Annotated in this window: 21 protein-coding genes; 9 read left to right on the forward strand and 12 right to left on the reverse strand. The window is 45.5% G+C overall.

All coding sequences use genetic code 11. The features are described 5' to 3' along the window. Nucleotides 1-65: 65 nt before the first annotated feature. A complete protein-coding gene (locus RID53_RS04210) occupies nucleotides 66-533 on the forward strand; it encodes a hypothetical protein (RefSeq protein WP_446386926.1) in 468 nt (155 codons plus the stop codon). A 58-nt stretch (nucleotides 534-591) separates the two neighbouring features. Further along, nucleotides 592-1,269 carry a hypothetical protein gene (locus RID53_RS04215; RefSeq protein WP_446386927.1) on the forward strand — a complete coding sequence of 226 codons (678 nt, stop codon included), beginning with the start codon at nucleotides 592-594 and terminating at the stop codon, nucleotides 1,267-1,269. Between the two features lie 252 nt (nucleotides 1,270-1,521). On the opposite strand, the gene RID53_RS04220 is transcribed toward RID53_RS04215, so the two are convergent. From RID53_RS04220 to psbU, 3 genes are all read right to left on the reverse strand, one after another. After that, nucleotides 1,522-2,388: an NAD(P)-dependent oxidoreductase gene (locus RID53_RS04220; RefSeq protein WP_446386928.1), complete on the reverse strand. Its 867-nt coding sequence runs from the start codon at nucleotides 2,386-2,388 to the stop codon at nucleotides 1,522-1,524. Between the two features lie 257 nt (nucleotides 2,389-2,645). Then, nucleotides 2,646-4,322, reverse strand: coding sequence for an L-aspartate oxidase (gene nadB / locus RID53_RS04225; protein WP_446386929.1), 1,677 nt, complete (start codon nucleotides 4,320-4,322; stop codon nucleotides 2,646-2,648). A gap of 206 nt (nucleotides 4,323-4,528) precedes the next feature. Further along, nucleotides 4,529-4,984 carry a photosystem II complex extrinsic protein PsbU gene (gene psbU / locus RID53_RS04230; RefSeq protein ID WP_446386930.1) on the reverse strand — a complete coding sequence of 152 codons (456 nt, stop codon included), beginning with the start codon at nucleotides 4,982-4,984 and terminating at the stop codon, nucleotides 4,529-4,531. A gap of 236 nt (nucleotides 4,985-5,220) precedes the next feature. Between psbU and RID53_RS04235 the strand changes: the two genes are divergently transcribed. Genes RID53_RS04235 through RID53_RS04245 form a run of 3 tightly spaced genes read left to right on the forward strand, consistent with a single transcriptional unit; the run spans nucleotide 5,221 to nucleotide 7,036 of the window. After that, nucleotides 5,221-5,859: a peroxiredoxin gene (locus RID53_RS04235; RefSeq protein WP_446386931.1), complete on the forward strand. Its 639-nt coding sequence runs from the start codon at nucleotides 5,221-5,223 to the stop codon at nucleotides 5,857-5,859. Between the two features lie 50 nt (nucleotides 5,860-5,909). After that, on the forward strand, nucleotides 5,910-6,053 hold the full coding sequence (locus RID53_RS04240) for a hypothetical protein (protein WP_446386932.1): 144 nt from the start codon (nucleotides 5,910-5,912) through the stop codon (nucleotides 6,051-6,053). A gap of 5 nt (nucleotides 6,054-6,058) precedes the next feature. Then, entirely contained in the window at nucleotides 6,059-7,036 is a 978-nt protein-coding gene (locus RID53_RS04245; protein ID WP_446384206.1) for a cysteine synthase A, read from the forward strand. Between the two features lie 85 nt (nucleotides 7,037-7,121). Here the strand turns inward: RID53_RS04245 and RID53_RS04250 are convergent, their stop codons facing one another. The 4 genes from RID53_RS04250 to RID53_RS04265 all read right to left on the reverse strand — a co-directional run bounded on the left by RID53_RS04250 (nucleotide 7,122) and on the right by RID53_RS04265 (nucleotide 8,754). Next, complete coding sequence (locus tag RID53_RS04250; protein WP_006104000.1) at nucleotides 7,122-7,439, reverse strand: DUF3082 domain-containing protein; 318 nt, start codon at nucleotides 7,437-7,439, stop codon at nucleotides 7,122-7,124. 537 nt (nucleotides 7,440-7,976) lie between these two features. Next, on the reverse strand, nucleotides 7,977-8,210 hold the full coding sequence (locus RID53_RS04255) for a hypothetical protein (protein ID WP_446386933.1): 234 nt from the start codon (nucleotides 8,208-8,210) through the stop codon (nucleotides 7,977-7,979). A gap of 2 nt (nucleotides 8,211-8,212) precedes the next feature. Then, nucleotides 8,213-8,449, reverse strand: coding sequence for a hypothetical protein (locus RID53_RS04260; RefSeq protein WP_446386934.1), 237 nt, complete (start codon nucleotides 8,447-8,449; stop codon nucleotides 8,213-8,215). Continuing rightward, nucleotides 8,446-8,754: a hypothetical protein gene (locus tag RID53_RS04265; RefSeq protein ID WP_446386935.1), complete on the reverse strand. Its 309-nt coding sequence runs from the start codon at nucleotides 8,752-8,754 to the stop codon at nucleotides 8,446-8,448. The genes RID53_RS04260 and RID53_RS04265 overlap by 4 nt, the downstream gene beginning before the upstream one ends. Before the next feature lie 624 nt (nucleotides 8,755-9,378). Here RID53_RS04265 and RID53_RS04270 point away from each other — a divergent pair. The 4 genes from RID53_RS04270 to RID53_RS04285 all read left to right on the forward strand — a co-directional run bounded on the left by RID53_RS04270 (nucleotide 9,379) and on the right by RID53_RS04285 (nucleotide 13,984). Then, the gene (locus RID53_RS04270) at nucleotides 9,379-10,518 is read left to right on the forward strand and encodes a hypothetical protein (RefSeq protein WP_446386936.1); all 1,140 of its coding nucleotides are present in this window, start codon (nucleotides 9,379-9,381) and stop codon (nucleotides 10,516-10,518) included. Nucleotides 10,519-10,614: 96 nt separating this feature from the next. Further along, nucleotides 10,615-11,124: an N-acetyltransferase family protein gene (locus RID53_RS04275; RefSeq protein WP_446386937.1), complete on the forward strand. Its 510-nt coding sequence runs from the start codon at nucleotides 10,615-10,617 to the stop codon at nucleotides 11,122-11,124. 316 nt (nucleotides 11,125-11,440) lie between these two features. Next, nucleotides 11,441-12,385, forward strand: coding sequence for an NAD(+) kinase (locus RID53_RS04280; protein ID WP_446386943.1), 945 nt, complete (start codon nucleotides 11,441-11,443; stop codon nucleotides 12,383-12,385). 282 nt (nucleotides 12,386-12,667) lie between these two features. Next, nucleotides 12,668-13,984 carry an aminopeptidase P N-terminal domain-containing protein gene (locus RID53_RS04285; RefSeq protein WP_446386944.1) on the forward strand — a complete coding sequence of 439 codons (1,317 nt, stop codon included), beginning with the start codon at nucleotides 12,668-12,670 and terminating at the stop codon, nucleotides 13,982-13,984. 703 nt (nucleotides 13,985-14,687) lie between these two features. Here RID53_RS04285 and RID53_RS04290 read toward each other — a convergent pair. From RID53_RS04290 to RID53_RS04310, 5 genes are all read right to left on the reverse strand, one after another. Further along, a complete protein-coding gene (locus tag RID53_RS04290) occupies nucleotides 14,688-15,257 on the reverse strand; it encodes a hypothetical protein (protein ID WP_446386938.1) in 570 nt (189 codons plus the stop codon). After that, nucleotides 15,254-16,204: an RAMP superfamily CRISPR-associated protein gene (locus RID53_RS04295; protein ID WP_446386939.1), complete on the reverse strand. Its 951-nt coding sequence runs from the start codon at nucleotides 16,202-16,204 to the stop codon at nucleotides 15,254-15,256. Before RID53_RS04295 ends, RID53_RS04290 begins: the two co-directional genes overlap by 4 nt. Nucleotides 16,205-16,234: 30 nt before the next feature. Beyond that, entirely contained in the window at nucleotides 16,235-16,855 is a 621-nt protein-coding gene (locus RID53_RS04300) for a hypothetical protein (RefSeq protein WP_446386940.1), read from the reverse strand. Nucleotides 16,856-17,343: 488 nt separating this feature from the next. Beyond that, nucleotides 17,344-17,643, reverse strand: a complete 300-nt coding sequence (locus tag RID53_RS04305) for an ISAs1 family transposase (protein ID WP_446386941.1) — start codon at nucleotides 17,641-17,643, stop codon at nucleotides 17,344-17,346. Then, nucleotides 17,631-17,789, reverse strand: a complete 159-nt coding sequence (locus RID53_RS04310) for a hypothetical protein (RefSeq protein ID WP_446386945.1) — start codon at nucleotides 17,787-17,789, stop codon at nucleotides 17,631-17,633. Before RID53_RS04310 ends, RID53_RS04305 begins: the two co-directional genes overlap by 13 nt. Between the last annotated feature and the right edge of the window lie 12 nt (nucleotides 17,790-17,801).

Below are 17,801 nucleotides of genomic sequence, written 5' to 3' on the forward strand. Positions count from 1 at the left end.
TCAGCCACAGTTAGATTCACCGTTCTACAGTAAAGATGGACAACACACTGAACAGGCTTCGCTGCGTGAAACGAAATTTGGGTTACCGTGTCGAAGATGCCATGAGACACTTATCCAACAACGTGAGTCTGTCAGAAATAGTTAATCAAAAGGAAATTAGAGTAGTTGGCTTAAAACGGAGTGGAAATCATGCCATTATCAACTGGATCAGAAAACAACACCACGGTGAAGTATGGCATTTGAATAAGATTCCAGTAAAACGGAATCCATACCGTTTCTTGTATGAACATTATCCCAAAGAAAAATTAAAGCAGGAAGCCAAAGGCAATTTCACAAAAAAAGACTGTTTAATCTATAGCTATGAAGATCATGCGCTTGAGCAAATCACTGACAAGGAGTTTGACAAAAAAAGTGAACTGTACTTGGGCAAAAGTGCAATCAAATACGATGTAATTATCTTAAGAGATCCCTTCAATATGCTGGCAAGCCGATTTAAAAAGGGATATATGTATGAAGGTAAAATGTCCGGATAGAACATTAGTTGAACTGTGGATATCATACGCTCAAGAATTCTTGGGAGAAACGCAGTTCTTGAAAAATAATAAAATCGTGGTTAATTATAATCAGTGGTTTATTGATGTGGACTATCGCCAGCAATTAGCCAAGCAACTTAATATCAAGTTTTCTGATGCAGGTTTTAATGATGTAAAAGGGCAAGGTGGTGGGAGTTCTTTCGACGGAATTGCATTTCGGGGAAAAGCGGCTGAAATGGATATTCTTAACCGATGGAAAGTCTTTGCTGATCAGCCACAATACCAAAAACTCATCGATAATACAGAACTTCAAGACTATTCAAAACGAATCTTTGTCATATTCCCGGAACGGAACGCTATTTTTGAGAGATTTCCTTATGGGAGCATCTTACTTGACAGGTGTTCCAAAGTTACCTGCGTCGGAAATTTATGCAAACCCTTATCTATCAAGGGTTTAAGTGGTTTTTTATCTAGTCAGGGAGTAAAGATTAACTCAAACTTTACGAATACCTTGCCAAAGGTTAACCCTTTCACCCCGATAAAGGGAGTAAGATTGATGAAGATTTCTTGGGGGTGGATTATGAATAGATTTCCTGGCTACTCGCATCAATTACAACGGCACATTCGCAATCATACCCTTCATTGGGTTTCGCCAAAATCCGGTCAAACGCAAAACGGCAATAATCAACTCCCCAACTTGAACGTTTCCCCAGAAATCTCAAAATCGCTTGGGTAGGGGAGATAAGAGAAATAGGGGCGGTTTAGGTCACAGTTGGGTGGAATGATCATAGTGGAACCATCGGTTGGGGGAAATTTAGTAACATCTGGGTTAAAAAGAAATGATAGTAGTGAAACTTGCCCCTAGATATCGGTCAGGGCGGGTTTTGAATAAACGTTATCACCAATAGCTTGCACAAAATTCCCTAAACCCACCCCGACAAACCCGGTTTCACTCTTCAGCGCGTTAGCTCAAAACATCTGTAACTATTCAACCCAATGTCTGGGTAATCCCCAAATATAGAGAAGAGTAATCGTCATCCGTTAACCCAGCGTCTTTTGCCTTCTCAACCACCTGGCGCACACCTGCTAAACTACTCGCCTCTAACCCTTCTGCTTTTGCCTCACTAAGGAATAAATTAATATCTTTAAGTAAATGTTTTAGGGGAAAGTTGGGATCAGCAAAATTACTCTCTTGCATCCGATTTAACTTCTTATCAAATGTGGGTGCATACAGCGCACTGTCTCGCAGCAATTCCATAAATTTGTCTACATCTACCCCCTGACGCTGCACAAATCCCAAACTAAGGGCAAACCCGGCAGTTAAGGCGGCAATTAATTGATTTAAGGCTAACTTTGTGGCGGCGGCAGTTCCCACGGGACCCATTAATAGGGGTTGTCCAAAATTTTTCAGTAACTCTTGCCATTGTTGAAACTGATCTTCAGACGCCCCTACCATGACTTGTAGCTTGCCATCTTTGACTTGCGGAATACTCCCCAGTACAGGTGCTTCTAGATACTCACCGCCGACGGCTATGATTTGATTTTGAATATCTTGACTTTCTCTAGGGGAAATAGTCCCCATTTGAATTACGGTTGATCCTTTTAGGACCTCTTGGCAACGGTTTGATAGTGCCACCTGTCGAATCGCATCAGCATCCGCCAACATTAAAATAACGCAATCGGCAGCCGCGATCGCATCCGCCGCAGAATCAGTCGTTTCAGCACCTGCATTTCTTAGAGGTTCTAGCTTAGAGGCGGTGCGATTGTACGCCACGACGGGTATTTCCGCATCCAGTAACCGTTGCGCCATGGGTTGTCCCATTAATCCTGTACCGAGAAATCCTACCTTAACCATGCACTTGTCTTTAGATTGACGACATCAAAATACTCCCCTGCAATCTTGCACCCATTTCTTAATTCTGACACCTATCTGTTGAGAGATTTCTCTATTTCTGAATGACAGATCGAAGGGTAGGAGGCAGAAGGTAAAAATTATATCGTATTGTCGAGGCGGGTTTAGCCATTGACTTGACGGGTATACCGATAACTTATCAACAAAACCCGCCCTCTTGTCGTTTAGATTTAAGACATAAGACATAAGACTAATAACAATTACCCTTTCCACCAACGCTCCTCTTGCACGAGTGTATGCATTTGCCAATCCGGATCAGGTTGAGGATAATCTAAGCGGTAATGTCCGCCACGACTTTCTGTCCGAAACAAAGCGCTTTTTAAAATTAAGTAAGCTATATCTAATAAGTTAGATGTTTCTCCCCACGTTCGCACCAGGTAATCAGCATTTGGAACATCAAGTTGAACTGTCTTCTGTGGCGTTAAATTCTGTAACTGTTGGCTTAAAGGCAACACCGCCAATTCAGACTGCCAGACTTCCACCTGCGCGATCGCACGTTCTAGCGTTTGTGCAGATCGACAAATCCCAGCACTTTGCCAGACTAAACGTTTTAACTGATCTTGCATCGCCAGCATTTTATCCGTTTTCGTGGCTTCATCGGATAAGGTTAAGGGAGAAATAGAAGCTGATTCCTGATTCAAGACCGATTGATCGGGTGTTAATTCCTCCAACTGAGCGCCAAATACAATACATTCCAATAGCGAATTACTGGCTAGGCGATTCGCACCATGAACACCCGTACTCGCCGTTTCACCCACAGCATATAAATTAGGAATAGAGGTACATGTCATTAAATCCGTAGCAATTCCTCCCATCCAATAATGGGCGGCGGGGGCGACAGGAATCATATCCTGAAATACATCAACCCCCCATTGCTGACAAACTTGAATAATATTCGGAAATCGGTGGCGAATCCGATCATCGGGAATGGGGCGCAAATCTAAATAGACATGACTGGTGGCTGGATCAGATTTAGTTTTCTGTAAATGACTAAAAATCGCTCGACTCACCACATCTCTGGGCGCAAGTTCGCCATCAGGATGATACTCAAAGGCAAAACGGTGTCCCTGATCATCCACTAGATGCGCCCCTTCTCCCCGCACCGCTTCGCTGATCAGAAAATGAGGCGCTCCCGGTTTGGTTAAAGCTGTGGGATGAAATTGGACAAATTCCAAGTCTCTGAGAATCGCCCCCGCCCGCCATGCGATCGCGACTCCATCTCCGGTACTGACATCGGGATTTGTCGTCTGGGCAAAGACTTGACCGCCGCCTCCTGTCGCCAGGACAACCGCCCCCGCCCGTATCCAACTAATTTGACCTTGATACATGAGTTGGACACCCTGACAATGACCCGTGTCAGGATTCAGCCAGACAGATAAAGCAAACGCCTGCTGAAGCACCGTAATATTAGCTTGGCGCAAGACTAAGGCAGTCAGCGTACTAACGACAGCCCGCCCCGTGGTATCCGCCGCATGGAGAACCCGGGGACGAGAATGAGCCGCCTCTAAGGTTAAGGCTAACTGCTCCCCCCGTCGATCAAACGTCACCCCCATCTCCACTAACGAGCGAATGCGATCGGGCGCTTGTTGAGCCAGAAACTCCACAGCATCAGCGTCACAAAGCCCCGCCCCTGCCCGAAGTGTATCCTCAACATGCAACGTCGGCGAGTCTCCTGGAGCAATAGCCGCCGCAATACCGCCCTGCGCCCAGTCACTGGCACCGATGGATAGAGTATCTTTGGTTATCAGTGCAACATTTAAGCGATCGGGTAGACATAGGGCGGCATAAAGTCCAGCCGCGCCAGCACCTACAACGACGACATCAAACTGGGTTGGTTGATGGAGTGGCGATTGAGAATTGTCAGGAACAGAAATCATTTAATTATTAGGGAACAGGGAACAGGGAACAGGGAACGGGGAACAGGTGATACCCAATCCGCTTTTGATACCCCATTTATAGCTTGGGTACTTTTTCCTTGGAGGCTTCTGTCTTCCACCATCTGTCTTCTACCTTGCTTGTGTAAAAAATAACCCACCCCCCAACAGGAGTGGGTTGAACTAGGAATTTCCGGAATTATCCGAGATTAGTAGACGCCGGGATTAAAGCGGTCATCACCTTCGTTGTAAACGTCCGCTGTCTCAGTCACCGTGAAGTTATCTAGGTTATCTTTCAGGATCTGTTTTTGCCGATCAGTCAATCCGGGAATATCCAGCACTTCCTCTACATCGTCGTAGGGAGCATTCTGAATGATCAATGACGCTAACGTCGGGAACATCCCCCGATACTTGCGAAACGCTCGGATATGAGTATTGTTCAAATCCAGCTTTTGACCATACTCTGTTTCCAGCTTGGCATCGGCTGGATTGCGTAGCTCCGTTTCAGCAAGTAACATCGGTGCCCCATTCTGGAGCGCGTTACTCAAGGACACGCCTGGAGTCCAGGACATTGGTGCTGCGATCGCGCTTTGGGAGAAACCCAACCATCCTAAGCAGCTCACTAACAGTCCCCATACCACTAAAACACGAACCAATCGTTTCATTAACTCTCCTCCTTACTCAGACACATTGAAGACCAAGAGAGAACTGCCCCTCTTCGATTACCTTAACTTTTGTTTTCTATCCTCTCATCTTATCTATCCCTACCTCAAGAGTTTAGGCGCTTATCCGCCCAGAATTATGAAAAATGCTAAATAGTTCTAAAAGTCTACCGGAAAACCGGGGTTTTGTGGGAAGATTAAAAATTGTCTCTGTTGACGAAAGAATCAGGAAATTAGCTATGGCTCTGCGATTAGGCGATACTGTCCCCAACTTCACGCAATCCTCTAGTGAAGGCGAGATCAACTTCTATGACTGGGCAGGGGATAGCTGGGTCGTGTTATTCTCCCACCCGGCTGACTATACACCCGTTTGCACTACAGAGTTAGGCGAGGTTGCCAAGCTCAAACCCGAATTTGACAAGCGCAATGCTAAAGTCATCGCCCTGAGTGTTGACGATGCCGAGTCTCATCAGGGTTGGATTCAGGACATTAACGAAACCCAGAATACGACCGTCAACTACCCAGTTTTGGCAGATGCGGATAAAAAGGTGTCTGATCTGTATGACATGATTCATCCCAACGCCAATGCGAGTGTGACGGTACGTACCGTCTTCGTCATTGATCCCCAGAAAAAACTGCGCCTGACCATCACCTATCCTCCCAGCACTGGTCGCAACTTTGATGAAATCTTGCGAGTGATTGACTCCCTACAGCTTACGGATCACCATCAGGTTGCCACTCCCGTGAATTGGAAAGAAGGAGATGACTGTGTAATTGTCCCCTCTCTGAAAGACCCAGACGTCTTAAAAGAAAAATTCCCCAAAGGTTACACCGAAGTCAAGCCTTACCTGCGGATGACCCCTCAACCCAACAAGTAGAGACGTGCCATGGCACGTCTGAGAGATGGGGGAGAAATGTTCCAGACGTGATGACAGAAGCGTCTGGAAACAGGGCTGTAGGGGCGGGTTTTACCGATAACATTTTGGCACAAACTCATAACTTGACTAAACCCGCCCTTCTGGTGGGAACAGGGGAGGTACAGAAAAAGGAAAATAAAGCAGCAACCTTGTAAAGCAAATGGATATTAAAGACGGCTTTGTCGGCACAGTAGGGAATACCCCTCTAATTCGATTAAATAGCTTCAGCGAAGAAACAGGCTGTGAAATCCTGGGAAAAGCTGAGTTTCTTAATCCTGGCGGTTCTGTCAAAGACCGCGCCGCCCTCTATATTATTCAAGATGCTGAAGACAAAGGTTTACTTAAGCCTGGTGGTACAGTTGTTGAGGGAACGGCTGGTAACACGGGTATTGGTCTAGCGCATATTTGCAACGCTAAGGGATATAAGTGCCTAATTATCATTCCCGAAACTCAATCCCAAGAGAAAATGGATGCATTAAGGACGCTGGGTGCCGAAGTGCGTCCGGTTCCGGCTGTACCGTATAAAGACCCAAATAATTACGTCAAACTATCGGGGCGAACTGCCGAAGAGATGGAGAATGCAATTTGGGCAAATCAGTTTGATAATTTAGCCAATCGACAGGCACATTATGAAACCACGGGACCCGAAATTTGGCAACAAACCGACGGTAAAGTGGATGCTTGGGTGGCGGCGACAGGGACAGGGGGAACATTCGCTGGGGTTTCCATGTTCCTAAAAGAAAAGAATCCCCAGGTTAAATCCATTGTGGCTGACCCGATGGGGAGTGGGTTGTACAGTTACGTGAAGACGGGCGAAATTAACACAGAGGGGAATTCTATTACTGAAGGGATTGGTAACAGCCGAATTACCGCCAATATGCAAGGGGTTCCCATTGACGATGCGATTCAAATTGATGACAAAGAAGCCGTGCGGGTGATTTACCAACTGTTGGAAAAAGATGGTTTATTCATGGGCGGTTCTGTGGGAATTAATGTCGGTGCAGCCGTCGCCTTAGCCAAAGAAATGGGACCCGGACATACGATTGTGACGGTGCTTTGTGATAGCGGTTCCCGTTATCAATCGCGGCTTTATAATCGGGAGTGGTTGGCGCAAAAGGGGCTGTTACCGGAACGTTAGATCTGTAGACGCGCCATGGCGCGTCTCTACAATACATATTTTTTTGAATTTGTCAACCTCTAGACAGGAGTTGATCTGTAAGCAATCATTTTGTCCCTTGGGTGAAGCGTTGCACCGTCAATTGGATGGCTAAAGCCACCAAGCCAACAGCCACGAGACTAAAGACAGCCGTGGCGAGGGTACTGATACCAACGACTAAAGTACGAACCGCGATCGCAATATTAATCGCTGTCACATTCCCAGAGGGTAGAGGCTTATTCGCCAAGGATTGTGCAATAGCGGTTGTCAGCCAGTATCCTGCGATCGCCAGAGAACCCGATATCAAGGCTGAAATCAAGCAGCGCAAGGGAGTCGGCGGCGTTTGTTCGGTAGTCGTGGGTTGATTATCGGGATTAGTGGTCATAAATCTGATGTCTAGGGTTTCATCCTTTATTTATTATGAGTGATTTGGCGGATAAGCTGTTCGGCATTTACAGCGCTTTTCATGTTTATGGAATACAAAATTGTATCTGCTTGCTTTTCAGCGCAATCATCGCCTGTAGTCTACTAACTTGAAAACTGCTGTAAACCTTAATGTCAATAATGGCTCTCATCCTTGCCGTAGTGCGAGCATCTTGCTCGCTACTAATACCCAATTTAAATGCATGACAACTTATCACATTACCGTGTAGAGACGTAGCATGCTACGTCTCTACTTTGTCATAAATATCTGCCAGGGTTATTTGGAATGAGAAAGAGTTGAGAGAAACGATTTCATCAGCATCATCATACTCATAAAATGTCCAGCGCTTTCGTTCAGTTTTGACGTTTAATTAGGTCTACTTGCTTACATCCAGAGCCTGCGATATCAATTGACCAAAAAACATTTTAATAACGGCTCCTCCAAGTACTTGTATTGGCTTCATCGGTTTCAATTGTCTTTAGCAACTAATCGCCAGCTTTAACTGGCTATAGAAAAAGCTGACTCAGCCGCTTTTGGTAACTGGATCGGCACAAAATAACTACTGGGATACAGATAATCTTCCCCTGATTCGTCAATCACTCGAATCATTTGATGTTGGGTCGCATCAGCATCAGGAATAACCTGATAAATTTTACGGACTTCTAGTGAAGCTGGGTAATCTTGATTGCTAATGCAAACAACAAATTGATTTTCTTTGTTAGCAAACTGCATAACTACTCCGATAAGATGAATTTAATTTTTATTTCTTTTTTGCCGATGCCGTGCGCTTCATACCAGTGTAATTCAGCTTCACAAATAGTTCCGTTATCTAACCGGATAGTTCCAGTACCTTTAAGTTTTCTCCATCGTCCAGAACCATAGGTTTTACGCAAGCGTTCGACTTCTCGAATAGAACTACCCACCGCTATAGTTTCTATATTAATGATGTTGCCGATAATCTCAAAATTCAAGTAAGTTTCACCCCTAATGCTTCAAGTTGTTGGTTTATCCAGGCGGTTGCGGTGGCTTCATCGGTTTCAATTGCTCGTTCTACTCCTGTTTTAGCAATTTCTAGCAGTTGCTTTGATTGTTCGCGCTTCTGATGAGATTCTTCCACCTTTGCTCTGATTTTTTGCTGTATAGATTTAGGGGCATCCCAGATTAAAAAATTGGCAATATCGTTAGGGTACACTCGAATAATTTCTGACGTTCCTTGCAAACGCTTTTGAACTTGTAATTGTCCGGCAATGCTGTTGATGTAAATTGACAAATACACGGGATCAAGTAAGTTGGTTCTTAAAACTGTAACTGGGTCTTCCGTAGTTAGTGTGCTAAATTGTTAGTTTGATTTGCCCGAATATTGGACAACAATAGCTTTAACTATTTTTACTTTTACCCGGATTTCAAGTCGTTTTGAGGCGGCTACAAGCTACAGTCCTTGTGTGGCAAGCTTTATGGTTAATCAAAACTGATAGTTTAGCACACTAAGTCCGGAAGACCCGAAATTCCGAAAACTTGGAGTTCTCAAAATGCAGTGCTGAACCAGTATATAATCTAGCGGCACTGTCCAAATGGCTTGATTACGTTTTCTTAATCCTATCCCACAACAGCGATCGCCTATCGCTTTTTAGCTGCTTTCGGCTGTAAGCCGAGTTGCTGGCGCACGGCTTGTAAGGATTTCCCTCTCTTTACCTTCGGAGGAACCTTTTGATCCGGCAGATTTAAAACACAGAGAACTTGCTTTTGTCAAGCCCCTTGGAGAAGATTTAGTTCTTCTTGAAGGTCTATTTTAACTCTCTCCTCAACGTTGTACAGAACACGAGAGTTGGGAAAGTCGTCAAGAAATGGGACAAAATTAGGCGAAAATAGACCCTAATCAAAATCTCAAATCTCAAATCGAATGACGCGAAAGCCTCACGACCAATTTGCCAAACAATACCTAGAAGAATTATTAGCACCTCTGGGAAGCGTGGAAACCAGCCGCGAAATATCGCCAGAAATCCGCCAAGTCGATGTTTGGTTTGTGCCGACGCCATCGCCATCAACTGCACCAGAAAACTTAGGTTTACTGGGTCGAATGGCAGCAACGGCTTGTCTGTTGGAACCTTTCCGCAATGCACCGAGTCCATCAGAGGTACTCGACTGTCAGAGTAAGTTGAATTCAGTCCGTAGCGAAATGCGGCGTAAAGCCAGACGAGAAGGAACTTCTTTTCGAGAAGCGGATTGGCCCAATTTATGGATTCTCTCGCCCTCTTGTTCGACAAGGTTGTTGGACGGATTTGGTGCAAGACTAAATGAGTCAGAAAACTGGGGGGAAGGAGTGTATTTTCTGCCGGAGTTCCAGAAGAGTGCATTGATCGCGATTAACCAACTCCCGGTTACTGAAGATACACTTTGGTTAAGGGTTCTGGGAAAAAGGGGAACTCAGAGGCGGGCGATCGATGAGTTGGTTGCCTTACCTCAACAGAACCCATTTCGGCAGACGATTCTGGAGATTCTGGCGAACTGGCGTATCACTGTCAACGAGAGCGAAAATTTAAGTGAACAGGATAGGGAGTTGCTTATGAACTTATCACCAGCTTATTTGAAATGGCAGGAAGAAACCTTACAACAAGGTAAGCGGGAAGGTATACAGGAAGGCAGGCTTGAAGGTATACAAGAAGGCAGGCTTGAAGGACAACGGCAGATGGCGGAAAACTTTCTCAGAGTGCGATTTGGCGAACTTGATCCTCAATTATCGGGTGCGATCGCGCCAATGTTACAGTTACCCCCTCCAGAGTTGACTCGTCTGTTGTTTAACCTTTCTCGTGAGGAACTGTTGGTTTGGTTTGGAAATGCGCCTTGGCAAGAAGATACCTTATCCGAAGGAAGGCGAGAAATAGTAGAAAACTTCCTCCGAGTGCGATTTGGCGAACTGGATCAGGAATTATCGAGTGCGATCGCGCCGATGTTACAGTTACCTCCTCAGGAGTTAACTTCCCTGTTGACTACCCTTTCGGGTGAGCAATTGTTAGAACGGTTTGGAGAGTCCTCTGGCTAATGAATGTTAGACGACACCGGAAACGTTCTAGCCACCTAATCCCAGACGCCTTTGGCAATAAGATAATTGGTGTAGTCGTAAAAAACAACTCTGGCGATGAGATATGTTATCCGCCCCGTAGAGGTAACTGATGAACCTTTTTTGTGGGACATGCTATATCTGGCACTCTATGTTCCACCCGACGCTACACCTTTACCACGAGAGGTGATTTATCAGCCAGAATTAGCTAAGTATGTTCAAGATTGGGGACAACCGGATGATATCGGGTTTATCGCTATGCTTAAGGACAGTCAACTGCCTGTTGGTGCGGCGTGGTTACGACTATTTAAGAGTAGCAATAAAGGGTTTGGATATGTCAACGATGAAACACCAGAACTAGCCATCGCTGTTTTGCCTGACTATCGCGGTCAAGGTATTGGCTCTCAACTCCTTACCCAGTTAGTTGAAACAGCGCAACCGTGCTACTCTGCCGTTTCTCTAAGTGTATCCCCCGATAATCCCGCCTTGCGATTGTATCGCCGCTTTGGGTTTGAAGTTGTTGGTCAAGGGGGAAATTCGTTGACCCTAACTAAAAATTTTATTTCCCATAAAAATTATATAAAATAGACTATTAGAAGACAAAAGGCACAATCCCCAATCATTTGATGGCAGGTTTTGCGTTCTATGGTTAATTGATACCACTCCCCTGTATCTAATGTTACATTGCTGACATCTGGGAGTCAGAGCAAGACGCCTAACAAACAGGAGGTTAGCTTTATTTCCACCGCGCTGTACTCCTTTGGCTGCGCTACGCTGATTAAAGTTATTTCGATTCCCCGGTTCGGATAACCGGACGACAAGGATCGATAATTGAGATGGATAACCACCAGTGCGATCGCTTTCCCATCGAGGACATCTCTCAAACGTCAGTAATGAGGTCACCGTGCAGCTAAAACAAGTGATTATCGCCCATAAAGCCAGAGACTCCCAAGGTCAAGCTTGGGCGGAAAAATGCGCTCGGCAATTGGAAAAACGCGGTTGTCATGTCCTAATTGGACCGAGTAGTGCTAAGGATAATCCCTATCCTGTGTTTTTGGCATCCGTGATGCACAACATCGATCTGGCGGTGGTGCTGGGAGGGGATGGCGCCGCTTTAGCCGCCGCACGACACCTCGCCCCCGCTGGTATCCCGATTTTGGCGATCAATATTGGCGGACATCTAGGATTTCTGACCGAACCCTTTGAGGCGTTCAAAGATACCGAACGGATATGGGATCGGATTATCGAAGATCGCTATGCTGTGCAGCGACGCATGATGATTGAAGCCTTTTTGTTTGAAGGGGATTCCCGCCAGGATAACTTGGCGACAGATACCAATCTCGAACCGATCAGCGATCGCTATTTAGCGCTGAATGAAATGTGCATCAAACCCGCTTCAGCCGATCGCATGATTACCTCGATTCTGGAAATGGAAATTGACGGGGAAGTGGTTGATCAGTATCAAGGAGATGGATTGATTGTCTCCACACCAACGGGTTCCACCTGCTATACCTTATCTGCCAACGGTCCGATTCTCCATGATGGCATGGAAGCGATCGGGGTAACGCCAATTTGTCCCTTAAGTCTATCCAGTCGTCCCTTAGTCTTACCGGCGGGTTCCATCGTCAGCATTTGGCCCCTCGGCGATTATGAACTCAACACCAAGCTGTGGATGGATGGGGTAATGGCAACCCCGATTTGGCCCGGACAACGGGTAGATGTGCGTAAGGCAGATTGCTATGCTAAGTTTATTGTTCTCCGCGAAAACAATTCCTACTACAAAACCTTACGGGAAAAACTCCAGTGGGCGGGGGCGAGATTTCATTATAGTAATAATCACCGACATTGATTGATGTAGGGCTTGCTGAATCAGGATTGTGGTGAGGGGAGGGAATAGGGAATAGGGAACAGGGAACGGTTTTCATGACTGGAACCCCTAAATTATACTGTGTTAGTTGTATGTAGGGGTGGGTTTTACTACTATCGTTTCCTCTTCACCCAAATGTGACTAAACATTCCTACGGTTCTCTCTTGCATTGCCGGAATTGACTAGATTAAGGATAATAAAACTTTAACCATACCTATCAGTTCTGGGGTTAATTGTCTACCCAAAAGCTAGCGAAACATAATGATGATTTCACAAACCGAGTATCGCCAACGCCGCGAACAGTTGATGAGTCAGATTGGTCAGGGGACGGCTATCTTCCGCAGCGCCCCAGTTGCGGTGATGCATAATGATGTGGAGTATAATTTTCGTCAGGATAGTGATTTCTTTTATCTGACGGGGTTTAATGAAGCTGAAGCGGTGGCGGTGTTAGCGCCGCACCATGCTGAACACCGCTTTGTCCTGTTTGTCCAACCGAAAGATCCAGAAAAGGAAGTTTGGACAGGGTATCGGACGGGGGTTGATGGGGCGAAGGAACGGTATGGCGCGGATGAGGCGTATCCGATTACGGAACTGGATGAGAAGTTACCCCAGTATTTAGAGAAAGCCGATCGGATTTATTATCAATTAGGGCGCGATCGCGAGTTTAATCAAACCGTTCTCACCCATTGGCAAAGGTTGATGCGGACATATCCTAAGCGGGGAACGGGTCCGATGGCGATTGAGTCCACGAATCCGCTTCTCCAGAAAATGCGCTTGATCAAGAGTCCAACCGAGTTGGAGATGATGCGTAAAGCTGTGGCGATTTCCGTAGACGCCCATAATCACGCCCGCCAATTTGCCCAACCGGGATGTTACGAGTACCAAATTCAGGCGGAAATCGAACATATTTTCCGTCAACGGGGGGCGTTGGGTCCAGCCTATCCGTCGATTGTGGCGTCGGGGGTGAATAGTTGTATCCTGCATTATGTGGAAAATACCCGCCAGATGGAAACTGGGGATTTGCTGTTGATTGATGCGGGCTGTGCTTATGAGTATTACAATGCCGATATTACCCGCACCTTTCCGATTGGGGGCAAATTTAGCGAAGATCAACGGATCATCTATGAGTTGGTATTGAAGGCGCAGCAAGAGGCGATCGCACAAGTGCAACCCGGAAAGCCCTATAATCTATTTCACGATACCGCCGTGCGGGTATTGGTAGAAGGATTAATGGATTTGGGATTGTTGGCGGGAGATATCGAGGAAATTATTAAGGAGGAGAAATATAAACCCTTCTACATGCATCGGACTGGACATTGGTTAGGATTAGATGTTCATGATTCTGGAGTATATAAGAATGGGGAAGAATCCTGGCAAACCTTTGAACCGGGTCAAGTGGTGACGGTGGAACCGGGATTGTATATTGGCTTAGATATTAAACCTGTGGAAAATCAACCTGAGATTCCTGAACGTTGGCGCGGGATTGGTGTCAGGATTGAGGATGATGTTTTGGTTACCGAGTCGGGGAATGAGGTGTTAACGGCTGGGGTTCCCAAGTTGGTGGATGAGATGGAAAGCTAGAAGGGTAATAATTTGACCAAAATCCGGAGTGTAGGGTCGGGTTTAGGGACTTTGATCGCGGTGTTACCGATAACTTTTGTGGCAAAACCCGCCCTTTTCTAAAATCAAAGCAATCAATTCCAAAGTAGCCCTGAACTAAAGTAGCCCTGAACTAAAGTTCGGGCTAAAAGCTTAAACCCGTTAAAACGGGTTCAAAGACTTAGCTCAAGTAAGCTTAAGCTTACTTGAGCTTTAGGTTCCGGAAATTTATTTCCTGGCTTTCAAGTTGGCAACATGCTAATTTAGGTAGGATTTGGTAGTTTTAGTCCCCTTTTGGGGATTTAGTTGATGGAAACTCCACCATCTGAAACATCGGCTGCATAAGGATTCTAGAGAGGATTTTCGTCAACCTCTTTTTTTACCTCATTTCAGCCCCCGCTATTGAAATAGATTCGCAATTGTGAGATAAACTTAAATCGGAAAACTCTTTAATTGTCAAGGTTCTGGCGTTTTTCGTAAACCTCCCCGGAAATTCGCCGCCGCTTCGGTTCACGAAATTTTGGGCTGATTTCATTTGCGATCGCAGTGTCTTGGCGAGGTTTATTTTGCTCCCCATTGCGGTTACTCGCTCACGTTTTCTGGGCGCACGGGGCGTGCGCCCCTACAATTTTAACTGAATCGGCAAGCAATATCACATCATAATCTTGGATTTGATGTAAGTCGTTCACTTCCCTGAATAACAATTACTCATCCTCAAGGACTTTTGTAGTTTGACAACGGTTAGATAAAGTAAAGCGAATTGGGTGATCGTTTCGTTATGCACCGTTGCAGTAGATTGAGCGATAAAATAACGTTGGGCTAGTTTCGGCTGATTGGGGGAAGTATTTCTCACATCCAGAGTTTCGGGGTAAATTCGCGATCGCGGAAATCGGGTTTCATTGATAGGATACCCATAAGCAGGACGCTGTTCAGTTTTCCAATAGGATTTATCCTCAGATTCACTGGAATATTCCGGATCATCAATAATCGATTTAAAGCCGGGAACGTCACCTGTATTCGATAACACAAGTACGCTATAACCGTCATTTTTGCGTTTCCAGCGCAATTCGCGATCGCCATTAAACATCTGTCCTTCGGGAGAAGGAAAATCATCCGGTAATTTGTCCACAATTCCACTCACTTGATGACTCCAGCGCAGAAAATAATAACTCGGCGCCGTGGCTTGCTGTTCCACTAATTCTCTTAACTCCGTCTCGGTGAGCAAATCTTGACAAACACCAACAAAAGGACTCATGCTGCACCTGCTTCCACTCTCTGACACCACGCCCGAACCGCCCGCATAAATAAATCCTGAACTTGTTCCTTTCCTTGCCAGTTTAACTGTACTCCAAACCCCAGCGCCATTGATTCCGCCCGGAGAGGAGTATCTTGCTGATCATTAGCTGGAAAACCATAGCGTTCTCGTTCCGCTTCCTCCAAAAACATACCAGCCCCCAAAAGTTGATTATCTTGCCATTCACCGCCACCGCCTAAACTCCGAATCCGTTGATTTTCAACAATAAAACCCGGATATTGGACAACCGCCTGGTTTAATTTTACCTCCACAATTCCCAATCCGCGAGACTTAGCAAACCCCAAACCAAACCACCCCTCATCCAAATCCCGCAACACCAAGCCAATTAATCCCAATTGGGCTAACGAGAAGTTTTTCAGATGGAGTTTAGTGCGAAACTCTCCAGCCGTACAAACTTGGTAATTAAAAAGTCCCACCGCCACCGAACCAAACACGCGGTCAATCGCCACACCATTCCGTTCTTCCAGTTTCACCAGTTGAGACTCAACTGGATAAGCATCCTCAATTCTAATCCGACTGGCAATTGACGTATTACCAAACATCTGATCCGTAAACGAGGATAACTTATAAAGTTCATAACCTGACTTATTTTTAAGATAGTCATAATTATCATTTAACGGATCATTTGCCCAGAGGCTATTCGGATTATCAGAATTACGATTATCGCGTCCCACCGTTCTCACAATTCGTTCCCCATGGGCGCGAATTGACCCTTTTAGAGAACTTCCAGGTAAATAAACCGAACGCCCTCCCCCATGATAGGTTTCCACGAATTCCATATCCGGCTTTGTGGGATCAGCACCTTCCCGCCCTGACTTAATCAGAATCGGGCCACAGGGGATTAAACTAAAATCAATCGTACATTGATTAACCAATCGTTTGTGCATAATCTCAATTGATCTTAAACTACCTATCCTTTAAGCCGCGACTAACGTATCGAGTTGGGCTTCACAGTGTTGAAAAATCGAGTTAACGACGGCAAAGAGTTGATCAAGATTTTCAATAATGTATGGAGTCGTATGTTTGGTAAATACATTGCCTTCTAGCTTGCCAAACTGCCAGACTTGCCCATTAGACACAATACCAAAGACAGTAATCTGAGGATGTTGATTTAGACGTTGAGCCGCCACCATTTCGGCTGCACACTGACCCCACCCTTCCTTAAACTTATCTTGTTTTGCCTCAACCAGCAAAAAATAGGGTTGGTCAAAAACCACTTTTCCCAGAGGAGAGCGTTTAGCTAAAATATACTCCGGAAATCCCGAAAGCGTCTCATCGTAATTCAGGGATTCATGACTCCATAAAATAAACTTCCTCGAATAACATTTCCAGACCTGTTTCAGCACCGGATAAATAAGATTCTCACAAATAGCAAACTCAGAATTATTCACCACCCCTTCCTCCATAACCATCTGGAGATCTTCCCGGAAATAGTCTGGAATATCAAAAGGAGATTCAACAATAAAATTCGCTTCCGTATAAGTAATCTGAAACTCCTGGATAACCTTCGCAATACTTGTGTACTTGCTAAATGACATAATCACCTCACATCATTTCGTTCGTAGTTGCGCTTTAGCGCCCTAAACGTCACATCACCCACCCCAATTGTAATTCATACGTAGGGTGCGTTAGCGCAGCGTAACGCACCGTTGCACAAAGGCGGGTTCAAGTTGTTCAATTATCGGTAACCCGCCAAAATCAATCCCTAAACCCGCCCCTAGGATAGCAGGGCTAATTCCGCAGTGATGAGAGAAAATTAGGGCGACCAGGACTATTCAGACAGCAAGACGACTCTGGGCTAGAAGAACACCATTAGAACACATAGTTACTTTACGCGATCGCTCTTTCCACTAGCACTCATCTAAGAGTAAGTCACCACAAAGGTTCTGGGGTTTGGCTCAAAGACGCGATCGCGAATTAACTAGCACTCGCTGAGGAACAAGTAACCATAAAGGTTCTAGGGTTTGGCTCAACAACGCGAGTCGGCACATTTTCTATTAGCTGAAAAATTTGTTCCAGGTTATGACTAATTAGGCTCTCTTCCAGTGGTTATAGATGAATATCTATTGTAGCGCAAGATAGTTAATACTAAACTACGAATAATAGAAAAATTAGCGGGAGCGTTACCTTGTCGCATCCGAGAATTATCCTCATCTAACACCACGTCTTTCACCCAATGTAAACGATTCTCGATGCCCCAGTGACCCCGAATATTTTGGGCAAATTGTGATGCATTGATCGTGAGACTGCTGATGTAGTATACTATTTGGTGATAGGGTTTACCTGCTCGTGTACCCAGGCGTTCTACCTTAACTAAACGTCGCAAACTATTCCCATCATCACCCGCCGAAAAGTGGAGTCAGAGGGAAAACGAGTTGGAGGCAATTGTAGACTTGTGACTAAGGCGTCATGATGCCGACGGCAAAAATCTTCCAGGGCACGATAACCTAAACAATCACTCAAGGTTCCCATAATGACCAGCAA

The sequence above is a fragment of the Coleofasciculus sp. B1-GNL1-01 genome (assembly GCF_040220235.1).
GTDB lineage: Bacteria > Cyanobacteriota > Cyanobacteriia > Cyanobacteriales > Coleofasciculaceae > Coleofasciculus.

Excerpts from the sequence above, each read along its gene's own strand:
- nadB (WP_446386929.1), bottom strand. The coding sequence starts at position 4,322 with ATGATTTCTGTTCCTGACAATTCTCAATCGCCACTCCATCAACCAACC.
- RID53_RS04310 (WP_446386945.1), bottom strand. The coding sequence starts at position 17,789 with ATGGGAACCTTGAGTGATTGTTTAGGTTATCGTGCCCTGGAAGATTTT.
- RID53_RS04220 (WP_446386928.1), bottom strand. The coding sequence starts at position 2,388 with ATGGTTAAGGTAGGATTTCTCGGTACAGGATTAATGGGACAACCCATG.
- psbU (WP_446386930.1), bottom strand. The coding sequence starts at position 4,984 with ATGAAACGATTGGTTCGTGTTTTAGTGGTATGGGGACTGTTAGTGAGC.
- RID53_RS04255 (WP_446386933.1), bottom strand. The coding sequence starts at position 8,210 with ATGCAGTTTGCTAACAAAGAAAATCAATTTGTTGTTTGCATTAGCAAT.
- RID53_RS04285 (WP_446386944.1), top strand. The coding sequence starts at position 12,668 with ATGATTTCACAAACCGAGTATCGCCAACGCCGCGAACAGTTGATGAGT.
- RID53_RS04250 (WP_006104000.1), bottom strand. The coding sequence starts at position 7,439 with ATGACCACTAATCCCGATAATCAACCCACGACTACCGAACAAACGCCG.
- RID53_RS04275 (WP_446386937.1), top strand. The coding sequence starts at position 10,615 with ATGAGATATGTTATCCGCCCCGTAGAGGTAACTGATGAACCTTTTTTG.
- RID53_RS04245 (WP_446384206.1), top strand. The coding sequence starts at position 6,059 with ATGGATATTAAAGACGGCTTTGTCGGCACAGTAGGGAATACCCCTCTA.
- RID53_RS04270 (WP_446386936.1), top strand. The coding sequence starts at position 9,379 with ATGACGCGAAAGCCTCACGACCAATTTGCCAAACAATACCTAGAAGAA.
- RID53_RS04300 (WP_446386940.1), bottom strand. The coding sequence starts at position 16,855 with ATGTCATTTAGCAAGTACACAAGTATTGCGAAGGTTATCCAGGAGTTT.
- RID53_RS04235 (WP_446386931.1), top strand. The coding sequence starts at position 5,221 with ATGGCTCTGCGATTAGGCGATACTGTCCCCAACTTCACGCAATCCTCT.
- RID53_RS04240 (WP_446386932.1), top strand. The coding sequence starts at position 5,910 with ATGACAGAAGCGTCTGGAAACAGGGCTGTAGGGGCGGGTTTTACCGAT.
- RID53_RS04295 (WP_446386939.1), bottom strand. The coding sequence starts at position 16,204 with ATGCACAAACGATTGGTTAATCAATGTACGATTGATTTTAGTTTAATC.
- RID53_RS04290 (WP_446386938.1), bottom strand. The coding sequence starts at position 15,257 with ATGAGTCCTTTTGTTGGTGTTTGTCAAGATTTGCTCACCGAGACGGAG.